This window comes from Pseudomonas simiae (assembly GCF_000934565.1).
Lineage (GTDB): Bacteria > Pseudomonadota > Gammaproteobacteria > Pseudomonadales > Pseudomonadaceae > Aquipseudomonas > Aquipseudomonas simiae.
Window position 1 is genome coordinate 4,654,668 of record NZ_CP010896.1, and the last position, 16,943, is coordinate 4,671,610.

The following is a 16,943-nucleotide window of genomic DNA, read 5'->3' on the forward strand; positions in this document are numbered from 1 at the left end:
GATCAGATCACCTTCGCTTCGTTTTTCAGTTTCTCGACCAACTCAGCAACAGACTTGACCTTGATACCCGCGCTGCGAGCAGCCGGTGCTTCAACCTTGACGGTCTTGTTGGTAGAGGCGGTGGAAACGCCCAAGGCATCCGGAGTCAGGGACTCAAGCGGCTTCTTCTTGGCTTTCATGATGTTTGGCAGGGACGCGTAGCGCGGCTCGTTCAAACGCAGGTCGGTGGTGACGATGGCTGGCAGTTTCAGGGAAACCGTCTGCGCGCCGCCGTCGATTTCACGGGTCACGGCTACGCTGTCGCCGTTCACTTCGACTTTGGAAGCGAAGGTGCCCTGGCCGTAACCGGTCAGCGCAGCCAGCATCTGGCCAGTCTGGTTGTTGTCGCTGTCGATGGCCTGTTTGCCAAGGATCACCAGCTGAGGCTGTTCCTTGTCGACAACGGCTTTGAGCAGCTTGGCAACGGCCAGGGAGGTCAGCTCTTCAGCGGACTCGACCAGGATGGCGCGGTCGGCGCCCAGTGCCAGGGCGGTACGCAACTGCTCTTGAGCGGTGGTAGGACCGATGGAAACCACGACGATTTCGGTCGCCACGCCTTTCTCTTTCAGGCGGACGGCTTCTTCCACAGCGATTTCGCAGAAAGGGTTCATCGACATCTTGACGTTAGCAAGGTCGACGCCGGAATTGTCCGCTTTGACGCGAACTTTCACGTTGTAATCGACAACGCGTTTGACAGCTACAAGAACCTTCATGGATTCCTCGTTACTCTCCGGTGAAAAGAAAGTCGCCTAGGCGAACCTGGCGGTTGATGCTCATCGGCACACAAGGGCACCTCCAAAAACGTCGGCGGATGACCTTGCTCACGGGAAATGGTGACCGTTCGTCAGCAGTGACTGAGAGGTCATTCTTTATCGCAGCGTGTAAACTGCGCGCCATTGTCTGGACGCGCGCCACCTGTCTTGCTTTTGGACGTGCTCTTGAAACCTGCAGTCTGCCTACGGTTAGCGCAAAACCGACCGTATATTGACCGGAACACCTATTCTGGTCAATACGGCAAAATAGCCAGTCATAAGCCGCACCACTTTGATTTACCTAGCCTGCGGGCAATTCAAACAAACGTTTGTATTGGACGCTGACAGTGGTGTAGATATAATGCGCCACCTAGAGAGAAAGGTGGGTCCTGCCGTTGCTGCAAGACGACACCGAACCTCCACCCATTAGAAAAAAAAGCCTGTTGAGCCTTGAGTAGGAGATAGCCTGTGGAACGCGAATACATGGAATTCGACGTGGTCATCGTCGGCGCTGGCCCGGCGGGACTGTCTGCCGCCTGCCGACTGAAGCAAAAGGCCGCCGAAGCCGGTAAGGAAATCAGCGTTTGCGTGGTCGAGAAAGGCTCCGAAGTCGGCGCGCATATCCTCTCCGGTGCCGTGTTCGAACCACGCGCCCTGAACGAACTGTTCCCGGACTGGAAAGAACTCGGCGCCCCGCTCAACACCCCGGTGGTGCGCGATGACATCTATGTACTGCGCAGCCCCGAAGCCTCCACCAAGGTGCCTGACTTCTTTGTGCCCAAGACCATGCACAACGAAGGCAACTACATCATTTCCCTGGGCAACCTGTGCCGCTGGCTCGCCCAGCAAGCCGAGAACCTCGGTGTGGAAGTCTATCCAGGCTTCGCCGCCCAGGAAGCGCTGTTCGACGAAAACGGCGTGGTCCGCGGCATCATCACCGGCGACCTCGGCGTCGACCGCGAAGGCAATCCGAAAGAAGGCGTCTATACCCCAGGCATGGAACTACGTGGCAAGTACACGCTGTTCGCGGAAGGTTGCCGTGGCCATATCGGCAAGCAACTGATCCAGCGCTTCAACCTGGACAGCGACGCCGACGCCCAGCATTACGGCATCGGCCTCAAGGAAATCTGGGAAATCGACCCAGCCAAGCACCAGCCTGGCCTGGTGGTGCACACCGCCGGTTGGCCGCTGGACATCATGAGCGCCGAAAACACAGGCGGCTCGTTCCTCTATCACCTGGAAAACAACCAGGTGGTGGTCGGCCTGATCGTCGACCTGTCTTACAGCAACACCTTCCTGTCGCCCTTCGATGAGTTCCAGCGCCTCAAGCATCACCCGGTGCTGGCCCAGTACCTGGAAGGCGGCAAGCGCATCAGCTACGGCGCCCGTGCCATCTGCAAAGGCGGCCTGAACTCGCTGCCGAAGATGGTCTTCAAGGGTGGCGCGCTGATCGGTTGCGACCTCGGCACCCTGAACTTCGCCAAGATCAAAGGCAGCCATACCGCTATGAAGTCCGGCATGCTCGCCGCCGACGCCGTGGCCGACCGCCTGTTCGCCGAATCCGAAGGCGGTGATGAGCTGACCGCTTACGTCGATAGTTTCAAATCGAGCTGGCTCTACGAAGAACTGTTCGCCAGCCGCAACTTCGGCCCGGCGATGCACAAGTTCGGCCCGATCATCGGCGCCGGCTTCAACTGGTTCGACCAGAACATCCTGGGCGGCAAGATGCCGTTCACGCTGCACGACACCAAGCCGGATTACGCCTGCCTCAAGCTGGCGAAAGACAGCAAGAAGATCGATTACCCGAAACCCGACGGCAAGCTGAGCTTCGACAAGCTGAGTTCGGTGTTCATCTCCGGCACCAACCATGAAGAAGAACAGCCGTGCCACTTGAAGTTGAAAGACCCGAGCATCCCGATCGGCACCAACCTGCCGCTCTACGATGAACCGGCGCAGCGCTACTGCCCGGCGGGCGTGTATGAAGTGATCACCAAGGAAGACGGCGAGAAGCGTTTCCAGATCAACGCCCAGAACTGCGTGCACTGCAAGACCTGTGACATCAAGGACCCTTCGCAGAACATCACCTGGGTCACGCCGGAAGGCGCGGGTGGGCCGACTTACCCGAACATGTAAGTCCGTTGCTTGAACAAAAAGGCTCCCCGAACGGGAGCCTTTTTTATAGTCAACACACATCAACTGTGGGAGCGGGCTTGCTCGCGAAGGCGGTGGGTCAGATACAAGTTTGCTGACTGATACACCGCCTTCGCGAGCAAGCCCGCTCCCACATTGAGTGTGTTGTACCTGAAGTCATCAGGCCGCCCGCTCTTCCCCGGGATTGCGCTCGAAGTAGCGCTTATATTCCCGGCTGAACTGCGACGTACTCTGATACCCCACGCTATGCGCCGCCTGCGCCACCCCCATCCCTTCCACCAGCAGCAACTGTTGGGCCTTGAGCAAGCGCAAACGCTTCAGATACTGCACCGGCGACAACAACGTACAGCGCTTGAAGTGCTCATGAAAAGTCGACGCGCTCATGTGTGCATAGCCCGCCAGCGTCTCGATATTCAGCGGCTCGGCGTAATGGGCGTGCAGGTGATTCAACGACGTGGCAATCCGCGAAAACTGCCCTTGCTGTTCGACCAGCGCACGCAGCACATCGGCCTGCGGCCCGCGCAACGCGGTGAACAACAATTCGCGTACCCGCGCCGGGCCCATGATCCGGCTTTCCAGCGGATCGTGCAGGCACTGCAGCAGCCGTTCGACACACCCGCGCATGGCATCATCGAGCACCACCGAACTCATCGACTCCAGCGTCTGCGCCGTCGGCGGCGGCCCGGCCTGAATGCCCATGGCCATCACCAGTTCGCCCAGCACCACGCGATCTATGCCCACCGTCACACCCAAAAGCGGTGCATCCGGCGCCATGGCAAACGTCTCGCACTCAAACGGCACCGGCATTGCCTGGATCAGGTAGTGCCCGGCGCCATACTCCAGCGTACGAGGCCCCAGGTAGGCGACTTTGCTGCCCTGGGCCACGAACATCAGGCTCGGCTCATAGATCTGCGGCCCGCGCGCCACGTCGCAACTGGCGCGCAGCACTTGAACGCCGGGCAGGTTAGTGGGGGAAAAACCGTCGCAGGGCGTGAGCCCCTCAATCAAGGCAACCAGTGTGGCGTTGGCGTCGAGATGGCGGGTGAGCAACATGGCAAAAAACTTCGCGAAAAAGGGATGAGAACATCATCGCAGGTCTGGCGTCACATAGGCCCAAACACGGGGCACTCCCGGACGAATAGGCATGAGACTCGGAGCAATCACCATGGCCGTAGCCAGGGCTGGCGCGGAGAATGCGCCGCCTCACCTGTCATTGCTTTAGCGAGGTTTCCCCCATGTACACCGCCATCGGTTATGCCGCCCAGTCGGCCACCACGCCCCTCGCCCCCATGTCCTTCCAGCGCCGCAGCCCACGCGCCGATGACGTGGCGATCGAGATCTTGTACTGCGGCGTGTGCCACTCCGACATCCACCAGGCGCGCAACGAGTGGGGCATCGCGGTGTACCCGCTGATGCCCGGCCATGAGATCGTCGGCAAGGTCACCGCCGTCGGCGCCAACGTCACCGCACACAAAGTCGGCGACCTGGTTGGCGTAGGCTGCATGGTCGATTCGTGCCGTCATTGCGACGCCTGCCAAGCGGACCTGGAGCAATACTGCCTCGAAGGCCCGACCATGACCTACGCCACCCCGGACCGCGTCGACGGCAGCAACACCATGGGCGGCTACTCGGACAGCATCGTGGTCAGCGAGCACTTCGTGGTGAAGATCCCGGCCAAGCTCGACCTGGCCAGCGCCGCGCCGATCCTGTGCGCAGGCATCACCACCTACTCGCCGCTCAAGCACTACGGCGTGAAGGCCGGCGATAAAGTCGGTGTACTCGGCATGGGCGGCCTGGGCCATATGGGCATCAAGTTTGCCAAGGCCATGGGCGCGCAAGTGACGTTGTTCACCCGCTCGGCAAGCAAGGCCGAGGAAGGCCGCCGCCAGGGCGCCGATCATGTGATCGTGTCCACCGACGAAGCCCAGATGAAAGCCGCCGCCGGCAGCTTCGATTTCCTGCTGGACACCATCCCGGTGCAACACGACCTGAACCCCTACCTCGACGTGCTGCGCTTTGACGGCGTGCACATCCTGGTCGGCCTGATCGAACCGGTGGACCCGCCCGTGAACGCGGCCAAGCTGGTGTTGGGCCGCAAAGTCCTGGCCGGTTCCTTGATCGGTGGCATTGCCGAAACCCAGGAAGTCCTGGATTTCTGCGCCGAGCACGGCATCACCTGTGACATCGAAATGCTCGACATCCGCCACATCAACGAAGCCTACAGCCGCATGATCGCCGGCGATGTGAAGTACCGCTTTGTCATCGACATGGCGACCCTGAAGGCCTGATCAGGCCTTTGCCCCCAACTCCGCCGACAGCCGGGCTGCGACCTGTTTGACCACAGGGATCAGCTCGGCCATTTTCTCCAGCGGCATGTAGGGCACGGTACTGGCGATGCTGATGCCGGCGATAATTCGCCGGCTGGCATCGCGCACCGGAGCCGCCACGCAACGGATCGACGGTTCGTTGTCTTCCAGGTCGAACGCATAACCGCCCACCACGTATTCATGCATGCGCTGCTCGAACTGCGCCCAGGATTGCTCCGGGTGCTGCGGCCATTGCTGACTTTTACCACCCGCCGGCAAGCTGACTTCGTACAGGCGCTGCCACTCTGCGACGCTGTCATCGAGCAGCAATGCCTTGCCGATCCCGGTGCGCGCCAGCGGCATGCGATGGCCGACCCGCGAACGCATTTCCGGACCATTGCGACCGGGGTTCTTGTGCAGGTACAGCACATCGTCGTATTCGCGGATCGCCAGGTGGATGGTATCGCCGGTCAGCGCCGACAACTCGTCCAGATAGGGGATGGCCAAGGTCACCAGCGGCAGTTCTTCCCGCGCCTGGAAACCCAGCTCGATCAACTTCGGCCCCAGCAGGTAACCGACCTGCGGCACCACGCGCAGGTAACGCTCCTCCACCAGGCAACTGGCCAGGCGGTGGGTGGTGCTACGAGTGGTGCCGATGCGCTTGGCGATCTCTTTCAGATCCCGCGCACCGGCCGCCACCGCTTGCACCACGCCCAGGCCACGCAACAGGGTCTGGGTGCCGGTGGGGGCAGCGTCTTTGACGGGGGTGTGGGCGTTTTCCTGCATATCGGGCCTATTGGGAAGTACGAAAACGGCGCCATTATGGCAAATACCATCCTCCAGAACAGAGGAGATCCATTGTGGGAGCTGGCTTGCCTGCGATGAGGGAGTGTCAGTCAGTAAATTTATAGGCTGGCACAGCCTGGCAAGCCAGTTCCCGCATGTTGATCGTCACATGGCAGGACGTCAGCGTTGCTTCATGCGGTCGATGATCACCGCCAGCAACAGGATCGAACCCCGGATCACATACTGGTAGAAGGTGTCGATGTTCTTCAGGTTCATCGCATTCTCGATGATCGCCAGAATCAGCACCCCGGCAATCACATGCCGGATCATGCCGATGCCGCCGCTCAACGACACCCCGCCCAGCACACAGGCAGAAATCACCGTCAGCTCAAAACCCTGGCCGATCATTGGCTGGCCCGAGGTCATGCGTGAGGCGAGGATCACTCCGGCCAAAGCGCCGATCAGGCCGTGCACGGCAAAGATGATGATCTTGGTGCGATCAACGTTCACCCCGGCCAGCAACGCCGCTTCCTGGTTGCCCCCGATGGCCATGGTGTTGCGCCCGTAGGTGGTGTAGTTGAGCAGCCAGCCAAAGAACACAAAACATAGCACGGTGATGATGATCGGCACCGGCACGCCCAGCAGCTGGCCGTTGCCGAACACAAAGAAACCTTCGTCCATCACGCCGACGGCCTTGCCGTTGGAGAAGATGTAAGCCAGGCCGCGCACGATCTGCATGGTCGCCAACGTTGCGATCAAGGCGTTGATGCGCAGCTTGGCGATGACAATACCGTTGATCAGCCCCACCACCAGCCCCATGGCCAACGCGGCGGACACGCCGAGCACCACACTGTCGGTGTCGCGGATCACGATGCCCGCGACCACCCCGGCACAGGCAATCACCGAGCCCACCGACAAGTCGAAATGCCCCGACGCCAGACAGAACAACATGGTGCACGCAGCGATGCCCACCGTGGAAATCGCCAGGCCCAACCCGCGCATGTTCAGGGGCGACAGGAAGTTATCGATAAACAACGCACTGAGCACAAAGATGCTCAATGCAGCGAGCAACATCACCCAGTCATCGAGAAACTTGCGCTGGTTGAAACCCGGCCAGAAGCCCTTTGCAGTTTTTACCTCAGACATCATTCACCTCGAGTTCTTCAAGCCCGCGAACGCGGGAGAGCCAGTTGCAACAGCCGAGCTTCGTCCGCCTGATCGCGGGTCAGTTCGCCGGTCAAGGCGCCCTCGCTCATCACCAGGATGCGGTCGCTGATACCCATCACTTCCATCAGGTCGCTGGACACCACGATCACCGCAATACCGCTGGCGGCGAGGTTGTGGATGATCTGGTAGATCTCCGACTTGGCGCCGATATCGATGCCTCGGGTCGGCTCGTCCAACAACAGCACCTTCATCGGCATCGACAACCAGCGGCCGAGAATGGCCTTCTGCTGGTTGCCGCCGGAGAGGTACATGATTTTCTGTTCGGCGTTAGGGGTCTTGACCTTCATCGCCTTGATCTGCCGATCAGCGTTGGTCGTTTCCCAGCCGTCACGCAGCAGCCAGCCAAAGGTGGAATGGGCACCGCGTGCGCTGATGTTGATGTTCTCGGCCACGCTGGACAGCGGAATGATGCCCTCCTTCTTGCGGTCTTCCGGGCACAGCAGCACGCCGGCGGCGATGGCATCGCGGGGTGACCGCAATTGCAGCGTTTGCCCGCAGAGTGCCAGGCTTCCAGCGGTGCTACGGGTCAAACCGCTCAGCAGCCGAAACAGCTCCGTGCGCCCCGCCCCGACCAATCCGAACAGGCCGAGAATCTCGCCCTTGTGCACGTTCAGGCTCACCGGTTCACGCAGGCCTGGCCCGAGTAAATCCTCGACCTTCAGCGCCACTTCGCCTTGTTCCCGTGGTCGATAATCGTAGATGTCCTGAATATCGCGACCGACCATGCAGGTCACTAACTGGTCGTGGCTCAGCGCATTCATGTCGTCGAAGGTGCGCACATAACGGCCGTCCTTGAAGACTGTCACCGCGTTGCAGATGCGGAATACTTCTTCCATGCGGTGCGACACATAGAGCACCACTTTGCCCTCATCGCGCAGGCGCGTGATGATCGCCATCAAACGGTCGATCTCCCGCGCCGACAGGCTGCTGGTGGGTTCGTCGAAGGCGATCACATGGGCACCACGGGACAGTGCCTTGGCGATTTCCACCAGTTGGCGTTGGCCAAGGGACAACCGACCGAGCTTTTCATCCGGATCGATTTCATCCGCCAGGCCTTTGAGGCAGGCCAACGCTTGCTTGCGCAACTGGCTGCGATTGACCACCCCGAAGCGCGTCGGCAAATGCCCAAGAAACAGATTCTCAGCGACGGTCATTTCCGGCACCAGATGCAACTCCTGGTGGATCACCGCCACGCCGCAGGCAATGCTATCGGCGGCGGACTTGAAGTCCATGGTCTGCTCGCCGATCTGCAACGTGCCGCTGCTGGGCAGGTAGGCACCGCCGAGGATCTTCAGCAGCGTCGACTTGCCCGCGCCGTTCTCGCCCATCAACGCATGCACCTCGCGCGGCCGCGCTTCAAAGCTGATCTGCGACAGGGCTTTCACACCGGGAAATTCTTTGCCGATGCCGTTGAAACGCAAGGCCGCGCCGATCATTTCCACAGCCCGATTTTGCTCAACTCTTCCTTGAAGTTGGCGCGGGTGATCAGGGTCACGTTGTCCAGGGCGGTGAACTTGGCCGGCTCCGTGCCTTGGGTGACCCACTCGAACATGGCGCTGGCAGTCTTGTAGCCGGAGGCGTCAGGGCTCAGCAACATCGAGCCGTAGAAGCCGGTGTCGGATTTTTTCAGTTCCTCAATCGCATCGGTGCCGTTGATGCCGACGCCTATCACGTTGGCCGCCTTGAACCCGGCGCTTTCGGTGGCCCGCACGCCGCCCAGCACGGTGCTGTCGTTCATGCCGCCGATGATCAGGTTTTTCGCAGCGCTGGGCAGTTTCACCAGGGCCGAGTTGGTGGCGTCCATGCTGCCGGGCACGTCGAGGGTTTTCTGCGCGCTGAACAGGATGTGGTCAGCGGGCAGACCGGCGGCCTTGAGGCCTTCTACCGAACCGTCGGTGCGTTTCTTGCCGGTTTCCAGCTCGTCAAAGGTGTTGATGACGGCGTAGGTGTCCTTCCAGTCCCAGTTGCGATGCTTGGCTTCGGTGGCCATGGCTTCGCCTTGTTTCTGGCCGATCTTGTAGGCATCAAGGCCGACGTAGGGCACGTCTTCCATGGGCTTGCCCTTGGCGTCGACAAACCGGTCGTCCACCGCCAGCACTTTGAGGTTATTGAGTTTGGCCTTAGCCATGATCGCCGGGCCGAGGGACACGTCCGGCGGGCAGATCACAAAGCCCTTGGCGCCGTTGGCGGCAAGCGTATCGATGGCAGACAAGGTCTTCTCACCGTCAGGCACGGCGATCTTGATCACGGTGAAGCCCTGGTCCTTACCGGCTTTTTCGGCAAAGGCCCATTCGGTCTGGAACCAGGGTTCTTCAGCCTGTTTGACCAGGAAGCCGATCTTCACTTCCTCGGCAAGCGCCACGCTGCTGAACGCCATGGCCAGCGCCAGGGTGCCTAGAGTCTTCTTGAACATGGACCACCTCCTTCTTGTTATTGGAAAACGCTTTAGTCGTGGTACATCACAGAACGCCCGCCATCGATCATCAGGCAGGTTGCATTGATAAAAGGCGCCTCGTCGGTCGCCAGGAACAGTGCCGTCATTGCCACCTCGATCGGCTGGCCGATGCGCTTGGGCGGGTGCAGGTCGAAGGCGCGCTGGCGCTCGGCGTGGGGGTCGGGGAACCCGTTCCAGTAGTCGACGTTGAGCTGGGTTTCGATATAGCCCGGCGCGATGGCATTCACGCGGATGCCTTTGGGCGCGTATTCGATGCCGAGGGCGCGAGTCAGGCCGAGCAAGCCGTGCTTGGCCACGGGATAGGGAAAGCAGCCGGGGATGATATGGCTGGAATGGGTGGAGGCAATGTTGATGATGTTGCCGATGCCTTGCTCGATCATGTGCGGCAACACCGCGCGGCAGCCGAACCAGGCCCCGTCGAGGTCGATGGCGAAGCAGCGGCGCCAATCTTCGTCGGTCATTTCCAGCGGGTCGCGGAACACGTTGACCCCGGCGCAATTGACCAATACATCCACGCGGCCAAAGCGTTCGATGGCCAGATTGACCAGCGCCTGCCATTGATCTTTTGAGGTGATGTCGACGGCTTGCGCGTAGATGTCCGCGCCGCGTTCACGCCAGTGGGCGGCGACCTTCTCGACCTTTTCGCCCTGGATATCCGCAATGATCAACCGCGCCTGCTGGGCCTGGAAACACGCGACGATGGCCTCGCCAATGCCCTGGGCGGCGCCGGTGATGATCACCACTTTGCCGTTGAGCCGCTCGCCATAGGTTGGCTCGGGCACGGCGGGGAGTGACAAGGGTTGTGCCTGCATCGCTTCACCTGTTTTATTTTTGGTAGTGAGTGCTGATGCAGGCGACTATAAACCCATCATTTGAAATATCTCAATATATAAATTCTCATCCCATATATTGAGCACAGTCACAAAAAAAATGTGGGAGCGGGCCCGTCTGGGAGCTGGCTTGCCTGCGATACAGGCACCTCGGTTCTTCAGTTGCATCGAGGTGATGCTATCGCAGGCAAGCCAGCTCCCACACAAGCCCCGCTCCCACATTTTTGATCTTCAGTGTTTACAGAACGGTGCTAGCCCAGGGCGAAGTCCCGCAGCGCATCGCCTTCCATGCGATAGCGCACCCACTCTTCCTGCGGCTGGGCACCGATGGATTTGTAGAAGGCAATCGCCGGTTCGTTCCAGTCCAGCACACTCCACTCGAAGCGCCCGCAGCCGTTATCGAAAGCAATCTTCGCCAAGTGGCGCAACAGCTTCTTGCCCGCCCCGCCGCCGCGTTGTTCCGGGTTGATATAAAGGTCTTCCAGGTACAGGCAGTTGCTGCCCAGCCAAGTCGAATAGCTGAAGAAAAACACCGCAAAACCAATCGGCAAGCCGTCGCGCAAGCAGATCAGGCCATGGGCCGTGGCGCCCTCGCTGAACAGGCTGCGCTCGATATCCACCACGCTGGCGATCACTTCATGCCGGGCTTTCTCATACTCGGCAAGCTCGGTGATGAAAGTCAGGATCTGCGCAGCATCGCTGGGCACGGCGGGGCGAATCTCGATGGTCATGGGCGAGCCTTGGCAATTTCAAAGCACACATACTAAGGCGCTTTCATGACGAGTTGCAGCGCATTTTCGCGGTTACCGGCACACAAAATCTTACAGGTGACACAAGACCGTTCGTCGCCATCAAGGCACGAACACGAAACGAGGGCTGACCAATAGTAGGTAAGGACATTAATCATATGGAGACACCCTCATGAAAAATTCCAAGTTTGCCGCCCTCGCCCTCACTGGCCTGTTGTCTGCTGCGTCGCTGAGCGCCTTCGCCGCCAGCTCGACCACCGGACCGACCGATCCAACGCCTGACGCCACCACCGAGTCGCAGAAGTCCATGGGCACCGGCATGGACACCAACGGTGGTGCGGTCATCGATAACGGCGCTGACCCGCGCACCAAAGGCAATGACACCCAACGCCAAGCGCCTGCTGCCGTCGGTAACGGCAAAATGGGCCCGGCGATCAATCAGCCCAACATCAACAAGGGCGATGACTCCAACGTCCCAGGTGCACCAAAGCAACCTGCGCCTTGATCCATCGAACGCTAGACGAACACCCGATCATCTCCCAATGAAGAGGTACGCATGAACGTCGATAGAAACCTTGAAAAAGAAGTCCTCACCCGCCTGCTGCACGCTCACCCGCAAGGTCTAGGCAAGGAGGTGCTGGATAACTACCGCGGCGAAAAAGAGGTCGCCAGTGTCTTGGCGTTTCTGCAGGACCGTGGGTTGATCAAGGATGGGCATGTGACCACCGACGACGCCGGTGAATATTCGTTGAACTTGCCGATCAAGCTGACCGCGTCCGGTGTGGATGAGGCGCGCAAGCTCGACGGTGCAGGCCCGCAGTAATTCATTTTTGTCTGGTCTGGCCCCGCTGCCGGGGCCAGTAGGAGTATCGCAATGCCTCTTGGAAGCAAAGCCAAATACACCGCCGCACAGAAGCGCAAAGCTGCTCGTATCGAAGAAAGTTATGAGCACAAAGGCGTACCCAAGGATGAAGCTGAAGCCCGTGCCTGGGCCACCGTGAACAAGCAGTCCGGCGGGGGCGAAAAGGCCGGCGGCTCGGGTCAGCGCAAAGCGCCGGCCAGGAAAGCCGCGGACCGGCAAGCATCAGCCAAGCGTGCCGCGGCCACCCGTGAGGGCCACCCACGCAGCAGCCGCGCTTCGCTGGCGACCCAGACCAAGGAAAGCCTGCTGAAAGAAGCGCGGGCCAAGGACATACCGGGCCGATCCAGCATGCGCAAGGATCAATTGATCGAAGCACTGCGCAAAGCCGGTTGAACAAAAAACCTGTAGGCGCGGGCAAGCCGGTGCCTACAGGTTTTGGTGTGTTTATTCGGTAAGAAGTGCGTCGACTTCGGCGGTGCCTGGAGACGTTGCAGGTCCCCAGCGTGTTACCGCCAAGGCTGCGGCTGCATTCGCTCGACGTGCCGCTTCAGCAGGCTTCAGCCCCTTCGCCAGGCCAGCAATAAATACCCCCGCATGCGCATCCCCGGCGCCATTGCTGTCCACTGCCAGCACCTTGAAGCCGGGCACATGCTCAACCGAGCCCGTTCGCCCTACCCAGCAGCCATTGGGCCCATCACGAACCACCAGCAGCGTTTCGGCGGGCAGGTGCTGGCTCAGCTCGGGCAGCGCGGCGGCGATATCCAATGCACCGGTAAAGGCCAGGGCTTCCGGGCCATTGCTGGTCCAGATGTCGATACGCGGTAATAACGTGCGCATCAAGGCCGAGTCCGGTGCCTTCACCAGCGGGCCTGGATCGAACACCACCACGATCTCCCGTGGCAACGCCAGTAACCAATCGATCAGCGGCTGCGCCTTGCCCTCCAGCAGCAAGCTATAGCCGCTGACGTATACATAGTCGTCAAGCTGCGGCACAACCCTGGCCAGGTCCTCGGCATTCAGCTCACCTTCGGCACCGATGTGGGAGATGAAGGTGCGCTCGGTGGTGGCTTCGGTCAGGGACACACACAAGCCGGTGTCCTTGCCAGCACTGGCGGCCAGGGCCATTTCAATGCCCTCGGCCTGCATCGCTGCACGGGCCAGGTCGCCAAAGCGCCCGTTACCGTGACGCCCCAGATAGACCACTGGCAGCCCGTTACGCCGAGCAGCGGCCATCACGTTGAAGCCACCGCCGGCCTCAAAGCTGGCCGATTGCGCCAGCACGTCGCCACCAGTGGCGGGTAAGGTATCGAGGGCCATGACCAAGTCGACGATGACCTGGCCGGTGTGCAGCAATCTAGACATTAGGACGCTCTACCAAAGCCGGGCGACGGTCAGCTGCGCCACCCAGTACTGCATAAATCCCGCCGGCCACCAGGAAGGTGACGATCCAGCCCAGACCGTTGTGGCCCAGCCAGGAGTCGGACAAAGGCCCGGCGAACCAGATGTTTTCGGCGGTGGTGCCAATGGTGGTGAAGCTGAAACCCAGCACGATCGCCACAGCCCAGGCGCCGAACGCACGCCATTCCACACCGCCGCGATACCAGTAGGCGCTGCTTGGGCTCACGTCCAGCAGGTCCTTGGGGCTGTAGTAGTGACGGTGGATCAGGTCAACCACGAAAATGCCGACCCACGCCGTGATCGGCACGGCCAGTAACGAGATGAAGGTGATGAACGGGCCGTAGAAGCTGTCGGCGATCAGCATGAAGTAGATCGAACCGGCGAAGATCGCCACGATGTCGACGATCACCGCATGCACGCGCTTGACCTTCAAGCCCAGGGTCAAGGTCGTGAGGCCTGCCGAGTACACCGACAGGTTGTTGGACAGCAGCAGCCCACCAAACGCGGTGATCAGGTACGGCACCGCCATCCAGGTCGGCAGCATGTCGCGGATCGCGACGATCGGGTCGGTGGCCGAGGCCAGGTCGTTGTTGCCCACCGACAGCAGACCGCCGAGGGTGATGAGCAACACCAGCGGAATGCCTGCACCAAACGCGGCCGATGCCACCAGGCGCACGGCGGTGACACTGCGGTGCTGGTAGCGCGACATGTCGGCACCGGCATTCGCCCACCCAATGCCGGTGCCGGCGGCCATGGTGCCGACGCCGATGATCATCGCGCTCAGCGGCGCCGGGGTCGCGTTGAACACCGCGCTCCAATCAATGGTCGCGCAGAGGAAGCCGCCGACCAGAATGTTCAAGGCACCGAACACATAGGTGGCCCACTTCTGGATCACCAGCAAGGTGGCGTGGCCCAGCCCGGACACCGACAGGGTCAGCAGCACGAAGATCGCGATAAAGATCAGGGTAAGCACCGGCGCGCTTTTCGCCTCGACCGGCGAACCAAACAGGATCGAACACAACGACAGCAGTACAAAGGCGGCCGTGGTGGTGTTGACGGTTTCCCAGCCCAGGCGCGACATCAGCGACACCAGCGTCGGCCCGATATTGCCACGCACGCCGAAGATGGCGCGGGAAAGGGTGAGGCTCGGCGCGCGTCCACGACGACCGGCGATGGAGATGATGCCCACCACCGCGAACGACCCGGCAGCGCCGAGGATCGCCACGATAATGGCCTGCCAGATCGCCAGGCCGCGAAACGCAACCAACGTGGCGCCGAGCGGTAAGCCAAGGATGCTGATATTGGCGGCGAACCACACCCAGAACAGTTGCAGCGGGTGCCCGTTGCACTCGCCTTCTGGGACCGGTTCGATGCCGCGTGTTTCCAATTGCCCGGCGCTCTGGCCGGAAGAAGTCGTGCTCATGAGGGGTGCTCCAAGTGCCTGTATTGTTGTGGTTGTGGCAGAGAATCAAAGCGTTAACCGGTCATCCTGACTCGACGCAATCAGTGTGGGAGCTGGCTTGCCTGCGATAGCGGTCAACCTGTTAGTGCATCAATGAATGACACACTGATATCGCAGGCAAGCCAGCGCCCAGATTTTTGCTCTGTGGTGTTCAGCGCAATTTGAGCAGCCCCAGAACCAGCGGCTGCAAATCCAGGCCATTGACCTGTTTGACCTGCTCGATCATCGCGTCAGGCCAGCACTGCATGCCCAGGCACGCACCCAGCATGGCGCCGAGAATGGCGGCAATCGTGTCAGTGTCACCGCCAAGGCTGGCGGCCAGGCACAACGCCTCCAACGCACTCATCTCACCCACCGCCACTTGTTGGGCAAGGGCGAACGACACCACCACCGACTCCTGGGACGCAACGGACGTACCGATCAATTCGTACAGCAGGTCGGCGAACAGGGCTTTGTCGCCGCTGCCGACACTCAACGTGCGCGCCCAACTGATGCGGGTGGAGATACGCCCGCCGGCAACCCAGTGACCGTGACCTTCCGCCTGCTGGGCAATCTGGGTGCCGATGTTCAGCGCTCCCCCCAGGTCCACGCCGTTGATACCGGCCGATACCACCGCCGCCACCGCCGCCGCGCTGGAGATTCCCAGCGTGGTGTTGTGGGTCACCTGACAGGCCTGGATCACCGCCTGGATAAATGTCGCCGGGTCGCTGACATCGGCGGCAATGCCTACCGGCGTGATGCGCATCGCAGCGCCGTTGGTGGTGCCGTAACGGCCGGACTCTTCCGGGGTGTGGCCGGCGAGGATCATGCTGATCGCACGCTGGGTCGAGGGGCCGAGCAAATCCTGCGAGCCCTTGGCACGCATCACCGCTTCCCATTCGATCAAACGCTGGGCAAGCACCGTCGGTTCGATGACGCCCTGCCCTTCGACCAGCAACTCACCCACCAGGATCGCCTGCTCGGTGTCATCCGTGATGGAACCGGCGGGCATGTTCGGTGCGATAGGCTGGTCGGCGTCGGCATCTTCCAGGCCGGTGATGCCGCCGAAACGCGCGCGGACTTGCTCGCGGCTCAAGGACTGGGTCGGCATGCCCAGGGCATCACCCAAGGCCAGGCCGTAGAAAGCGCCGATGGCGTGGTTGAGCGAGGTCATGTCGAACGTCCAAACTGGAGGTGCAGGCGAAAGTGCAGAGGATCGAGCAAGCTTTCCACATACTCCATGAAACGCTCGCGACGGTCATAGGTGGTTCGTGACGCCTTGAGAAACACTGTGCCTGCGGGACGGCCGAGCAACTCGGCATCTTCGTCACTGAGGGGTTCGGCACCGATCCACTGGTCACCTTCGGCACCGATAAAACCGTAGGCGGCCAGGGTGATGGTCAGGGAGTCATCGATCAGGCCGACTGTCGGCAGGCTTTCCAGGCCGCCGGACGCGGGCATCAATGAGCGTTCCAGGGATACCGACGTGCCATCGGTGGTACGGCGGCGGCGATCAAGGGCGATGAACTGGTCGCTGCCGAAGCGGCTGAACAGGTCGGGGCGGGTCACCGCTTCCAGGCGCAGGATGTCAGTGTTCACCCGCGCTCCGGTGTCGGCCAGGGCCTGGGCCCAACCGCTGCGTTGGTCGAGCACCATGCCGTCAAAGGTGACGATGGAACCGACGCCGCTCTGCGTGGCGATGTAGTTGCGCCGCTTCAGCTCGGCGAGGGCTTCGCGCAGGGTGCCACGGCTGACCGCAAATTCTTCGGCCAGTTGGTGCTCGCCCGGCAACAGGAAACCGTCGGCCATCATTCCACCTTCGATACGGCGGATGAGCTCGTCGACGACGCGTTTTTTCTTATCAAATCGGACATGTCTAATCATGTACAAATTGATAACCGAAAGTGCCCGATTCCAGCAAGCGAATTATTTCAGGGAAATAAAAAA

Annotated in this window: 17 protein-coding genes; 5 read left to right on the forward strand and 12 right to left on the reverse strand. The window is 60.9% G+C overall.

Annotated elements, in window-relative coordinates; translation table 11 throughout:
- Positions 1-2: 2 nt before the first annotated feature.
- Positions 3-752, reverse strand: coding sequence for an electron transfer flavoprotein subunit beta/FixA family protein (locus PF1751_RS21060; protein ID WP_010208417.1), 750 nt, complete (start codon positions 750-752; stop codon positions 3-5).
- Positions 753-1,259: 507 nt separating this feature from the next.
- On the opposite strand from PF1751_RS21060, the gene PF1751_RS21065 reads away from it, so the two are divergent.
- The gene (locus PF1751_RS21065; protein ID WP_010208416.1) at positions 1,260-2,924 is read left to right on the forward strand and encodes an electron transfer flavoprotein-ubiquinone oxidoreductase; all 1,665 of its coding nucleotides are present in this window, start codon (positions 1,260-1,262) and stop codon (positions 2,922-2,924) included.
- A 177-nt stretch (positions 2,925-3,101) separates the two neighbouring features.
- Here the strand turns inward: PF1751_RS21065 and PF1751_RS21070 are convergent, their stop codons facing one another.
- Positions 3,102-3,995, reverse strand: coding sequence for an AraC family transcriptional regulator (locus PF1751_RS21070; protein WP_010208414.1), 894 nt, complete (start codon positions 3,993-3,995; stop codon positions 3,102-3,104).
- Between the two features lie 182 nt (positions 3,996-4,177).
- On the opposite strand from PF1751_RS21070, the gene PF1751_RS21075 reads away from it, so the two are divergent.
- Positions 4,178-5,230 (forward strand): NAD(P)-dependent alcohol dehydrogenase, encoded by a 1,053-nt coding sequence (locus PF1751_RS21075; RefSeq protein WP_021491492.1) that lies wholly within the window; start codon positions 4,178-4,180, stop codon positions 5,228-5,230.
- On the opposite strand, the gene PF1751_RS21080 is transcribed toward PF1751_RS21075, so the two are convergent.
- The 6 genes from PF1751_RS21080 to PF1751_RS21105 all read right to left on the reverse strand — a co-directional run bounded on the left by PF1751_RS21080 (position 5,231) and on the right by PF1751_RS21105 (position 11,277).
- The gene (locus PF1751_RS21080) at positions 5,231-6,034 is read right to left on the reverse strand and encodes an IclR family transcriptional regulator (protein ID WP_010208412.1); all 804 of its coding nucleotides are present in this window, start codon (positions 6,032-6,034) and stop codon (positions 5,231-5,233) included.
- A gap of 180 nt (positions 6,035-6,214) precedes the next feature.
- Entirely contained in the window at positions 6,215-7,180 is a 966-nt protein-coding gene (gene araH / locus PF1751_RS21085; protein ID WP_029529058.1) for an L-arabinose ABC transporter permease AraH, read from the reverse strand.
- A 17-nt stretch (positions 7,181-7,197) separates the two neighbouring features.
- A complete protein-coding gene (gene araG / locus PF1751_RS21090) occupies positions 7,198-8,697 on the reverse strand; it encodes an L-arabinose ABC transporter ATP-binding protein AraG (protein WP_044287705.1) in 1,500 nt (499 codons plus the stop codon).
- On the reverse strand, positions 8,694-9,674 hold the full coding sequence (locus tag PF1751_RS21095) for a substrate-binding domain-containing protein (protein ID WP_031290642.1): 981 nt from the start codon (positions 9,672-9,674) through the stop codon (positions 8,694-8,696). The genes araG and PF1751_RS21095 overlap by 4 nt, the downstream gene beginning before the upstream one ends.
- Positions 9,675-9,706: 32 nt before the next feature.
- Complete coding sequence (locus tag PF1751_RS21100; RefSeq protein ID WP_010208408.1) at positions 9,707-10,528, reverse strand: SDR family oxidoreductase; 822 nt, start codon at positions 10,526-10,528, stop codon at positions 9,707-9,709.
- A 269-nt stretch (positions 10,529-10,797) separates the two neighbouring features.
- Positions 10,798-11,277, reverse strand: a complete 480-nt coding sequence (locus PF1751_RS21105; protein ID WP_010208407.1) for a GNAT family N-acetyltransferase — start codon at positions 11,275-11,277, stop codon at positions 10,798-10,800.
- Between the two features lie 190 nt (positions 11,278-11,467).
- Between PF1751_RS21105 and PF1751_RS21110 the strand changes: the two genes are divergently transcribed.
- Genes PF1751_RS21110 through PF1751_RS21120 form a run of 3 tightly spaced genes read left to right on the forward strand, consistent with a single transcriptional unit; the run spans position 11,468 to position 12,550 of the window.
- On the forward strand, positions 11,468-11,800 hold the full coding sequence (locus PF1751_RS21110) for a hypothetical protein (protein ID WP_010208406.1): 333 nt from the start codon (positions 11,468-11,470) through the stop codon (positions 11,798-11,800).
- 51 nt (positions 11,801-11,851) lie between these two features.
- On the forward strand, positions 11,852-12,118 hold the full coding sequence (locus PF1751_RS21115) for a hypothetical protein (RefSeq protein WP_010208405.1): 267 nt from the start codon (positions 11,852-11,854) through the stop codon (positions 12,116-12,118).
- A 51-nt stretch (positions 12,119-12,169) separates the two neighbouring features.
- Positions 12,170-12,550, forward strand: coding sequence for a termination factor Rho (locus PF1751_RS21120; RefSeq protein ID WP_010208403.1), 381 nt, complete (start codon positions 12,170-12,172; stop codon positions 12,548-12,550).
- A 51-nt stretch (positions 12,551-12,601) separates the two neighbouring features.
- Here PF1751_RS21120 and PF1751_RS21125 read toward each other — a convergent pair whose 3' ends face one another.
- From PF1751_RS21125 to PF1751_RS21140, 4 genes are all read right to left on the reverse strand, one after another.
- Complete coding sequence (locus PF1751_RS21125) at positions 12,602-13,519, reverse strand: PfkB family carbohydrate kinase (RefSeq protein WP_042571976.1); 918 nt, start codon at positions 13,517-13,519, stop codon at positions 12,602-12,604.
- Positions 13,512-14,978, reverse strand: coding sequence for a purine-cytosine permease family protein (locus PF1751_RS21130; RefSeq protein ID WP_010208400.1), 1,467 nt, complete (start codon positions 14,976-14,978; stop codon positions 13,512-13,514). Before PF1751_RS21130 ends, PF1751_RS21125 begins: the two co-directional genes overlap by 8 nt.
- 190 nt (positions 14,979-15,168) lie before the next feature.
- Positions 15,169-16,170: an ADP-ribosylglycohydrolase family protein gene (locus tag PF1751_RS21135; RefSeq protein WP_010208399.1), complete on the reverse strand. Its 1,002-nt coding sequence runs from the start codon at positions 16,168-16,170 to the stop codon at positions 15,169-15,171.
- Positions 16,167-16,880 (reverse strand): GntR family transcriptional regulator, encoded by a 714-nt coding sequence (locus PF1751_RS21140; protein ID WP_021491488.1) that lies wholly within the window; start codon positions 16,878-16,880, stop codon positions 16,167-16,169. Before PF1751_RS21140 ends, PF1751_RS21135 begins: the two co-directional genes overlap by 4 nt.
- Positions 16,881-16,943: the final 63 nt, after the last annotated feature.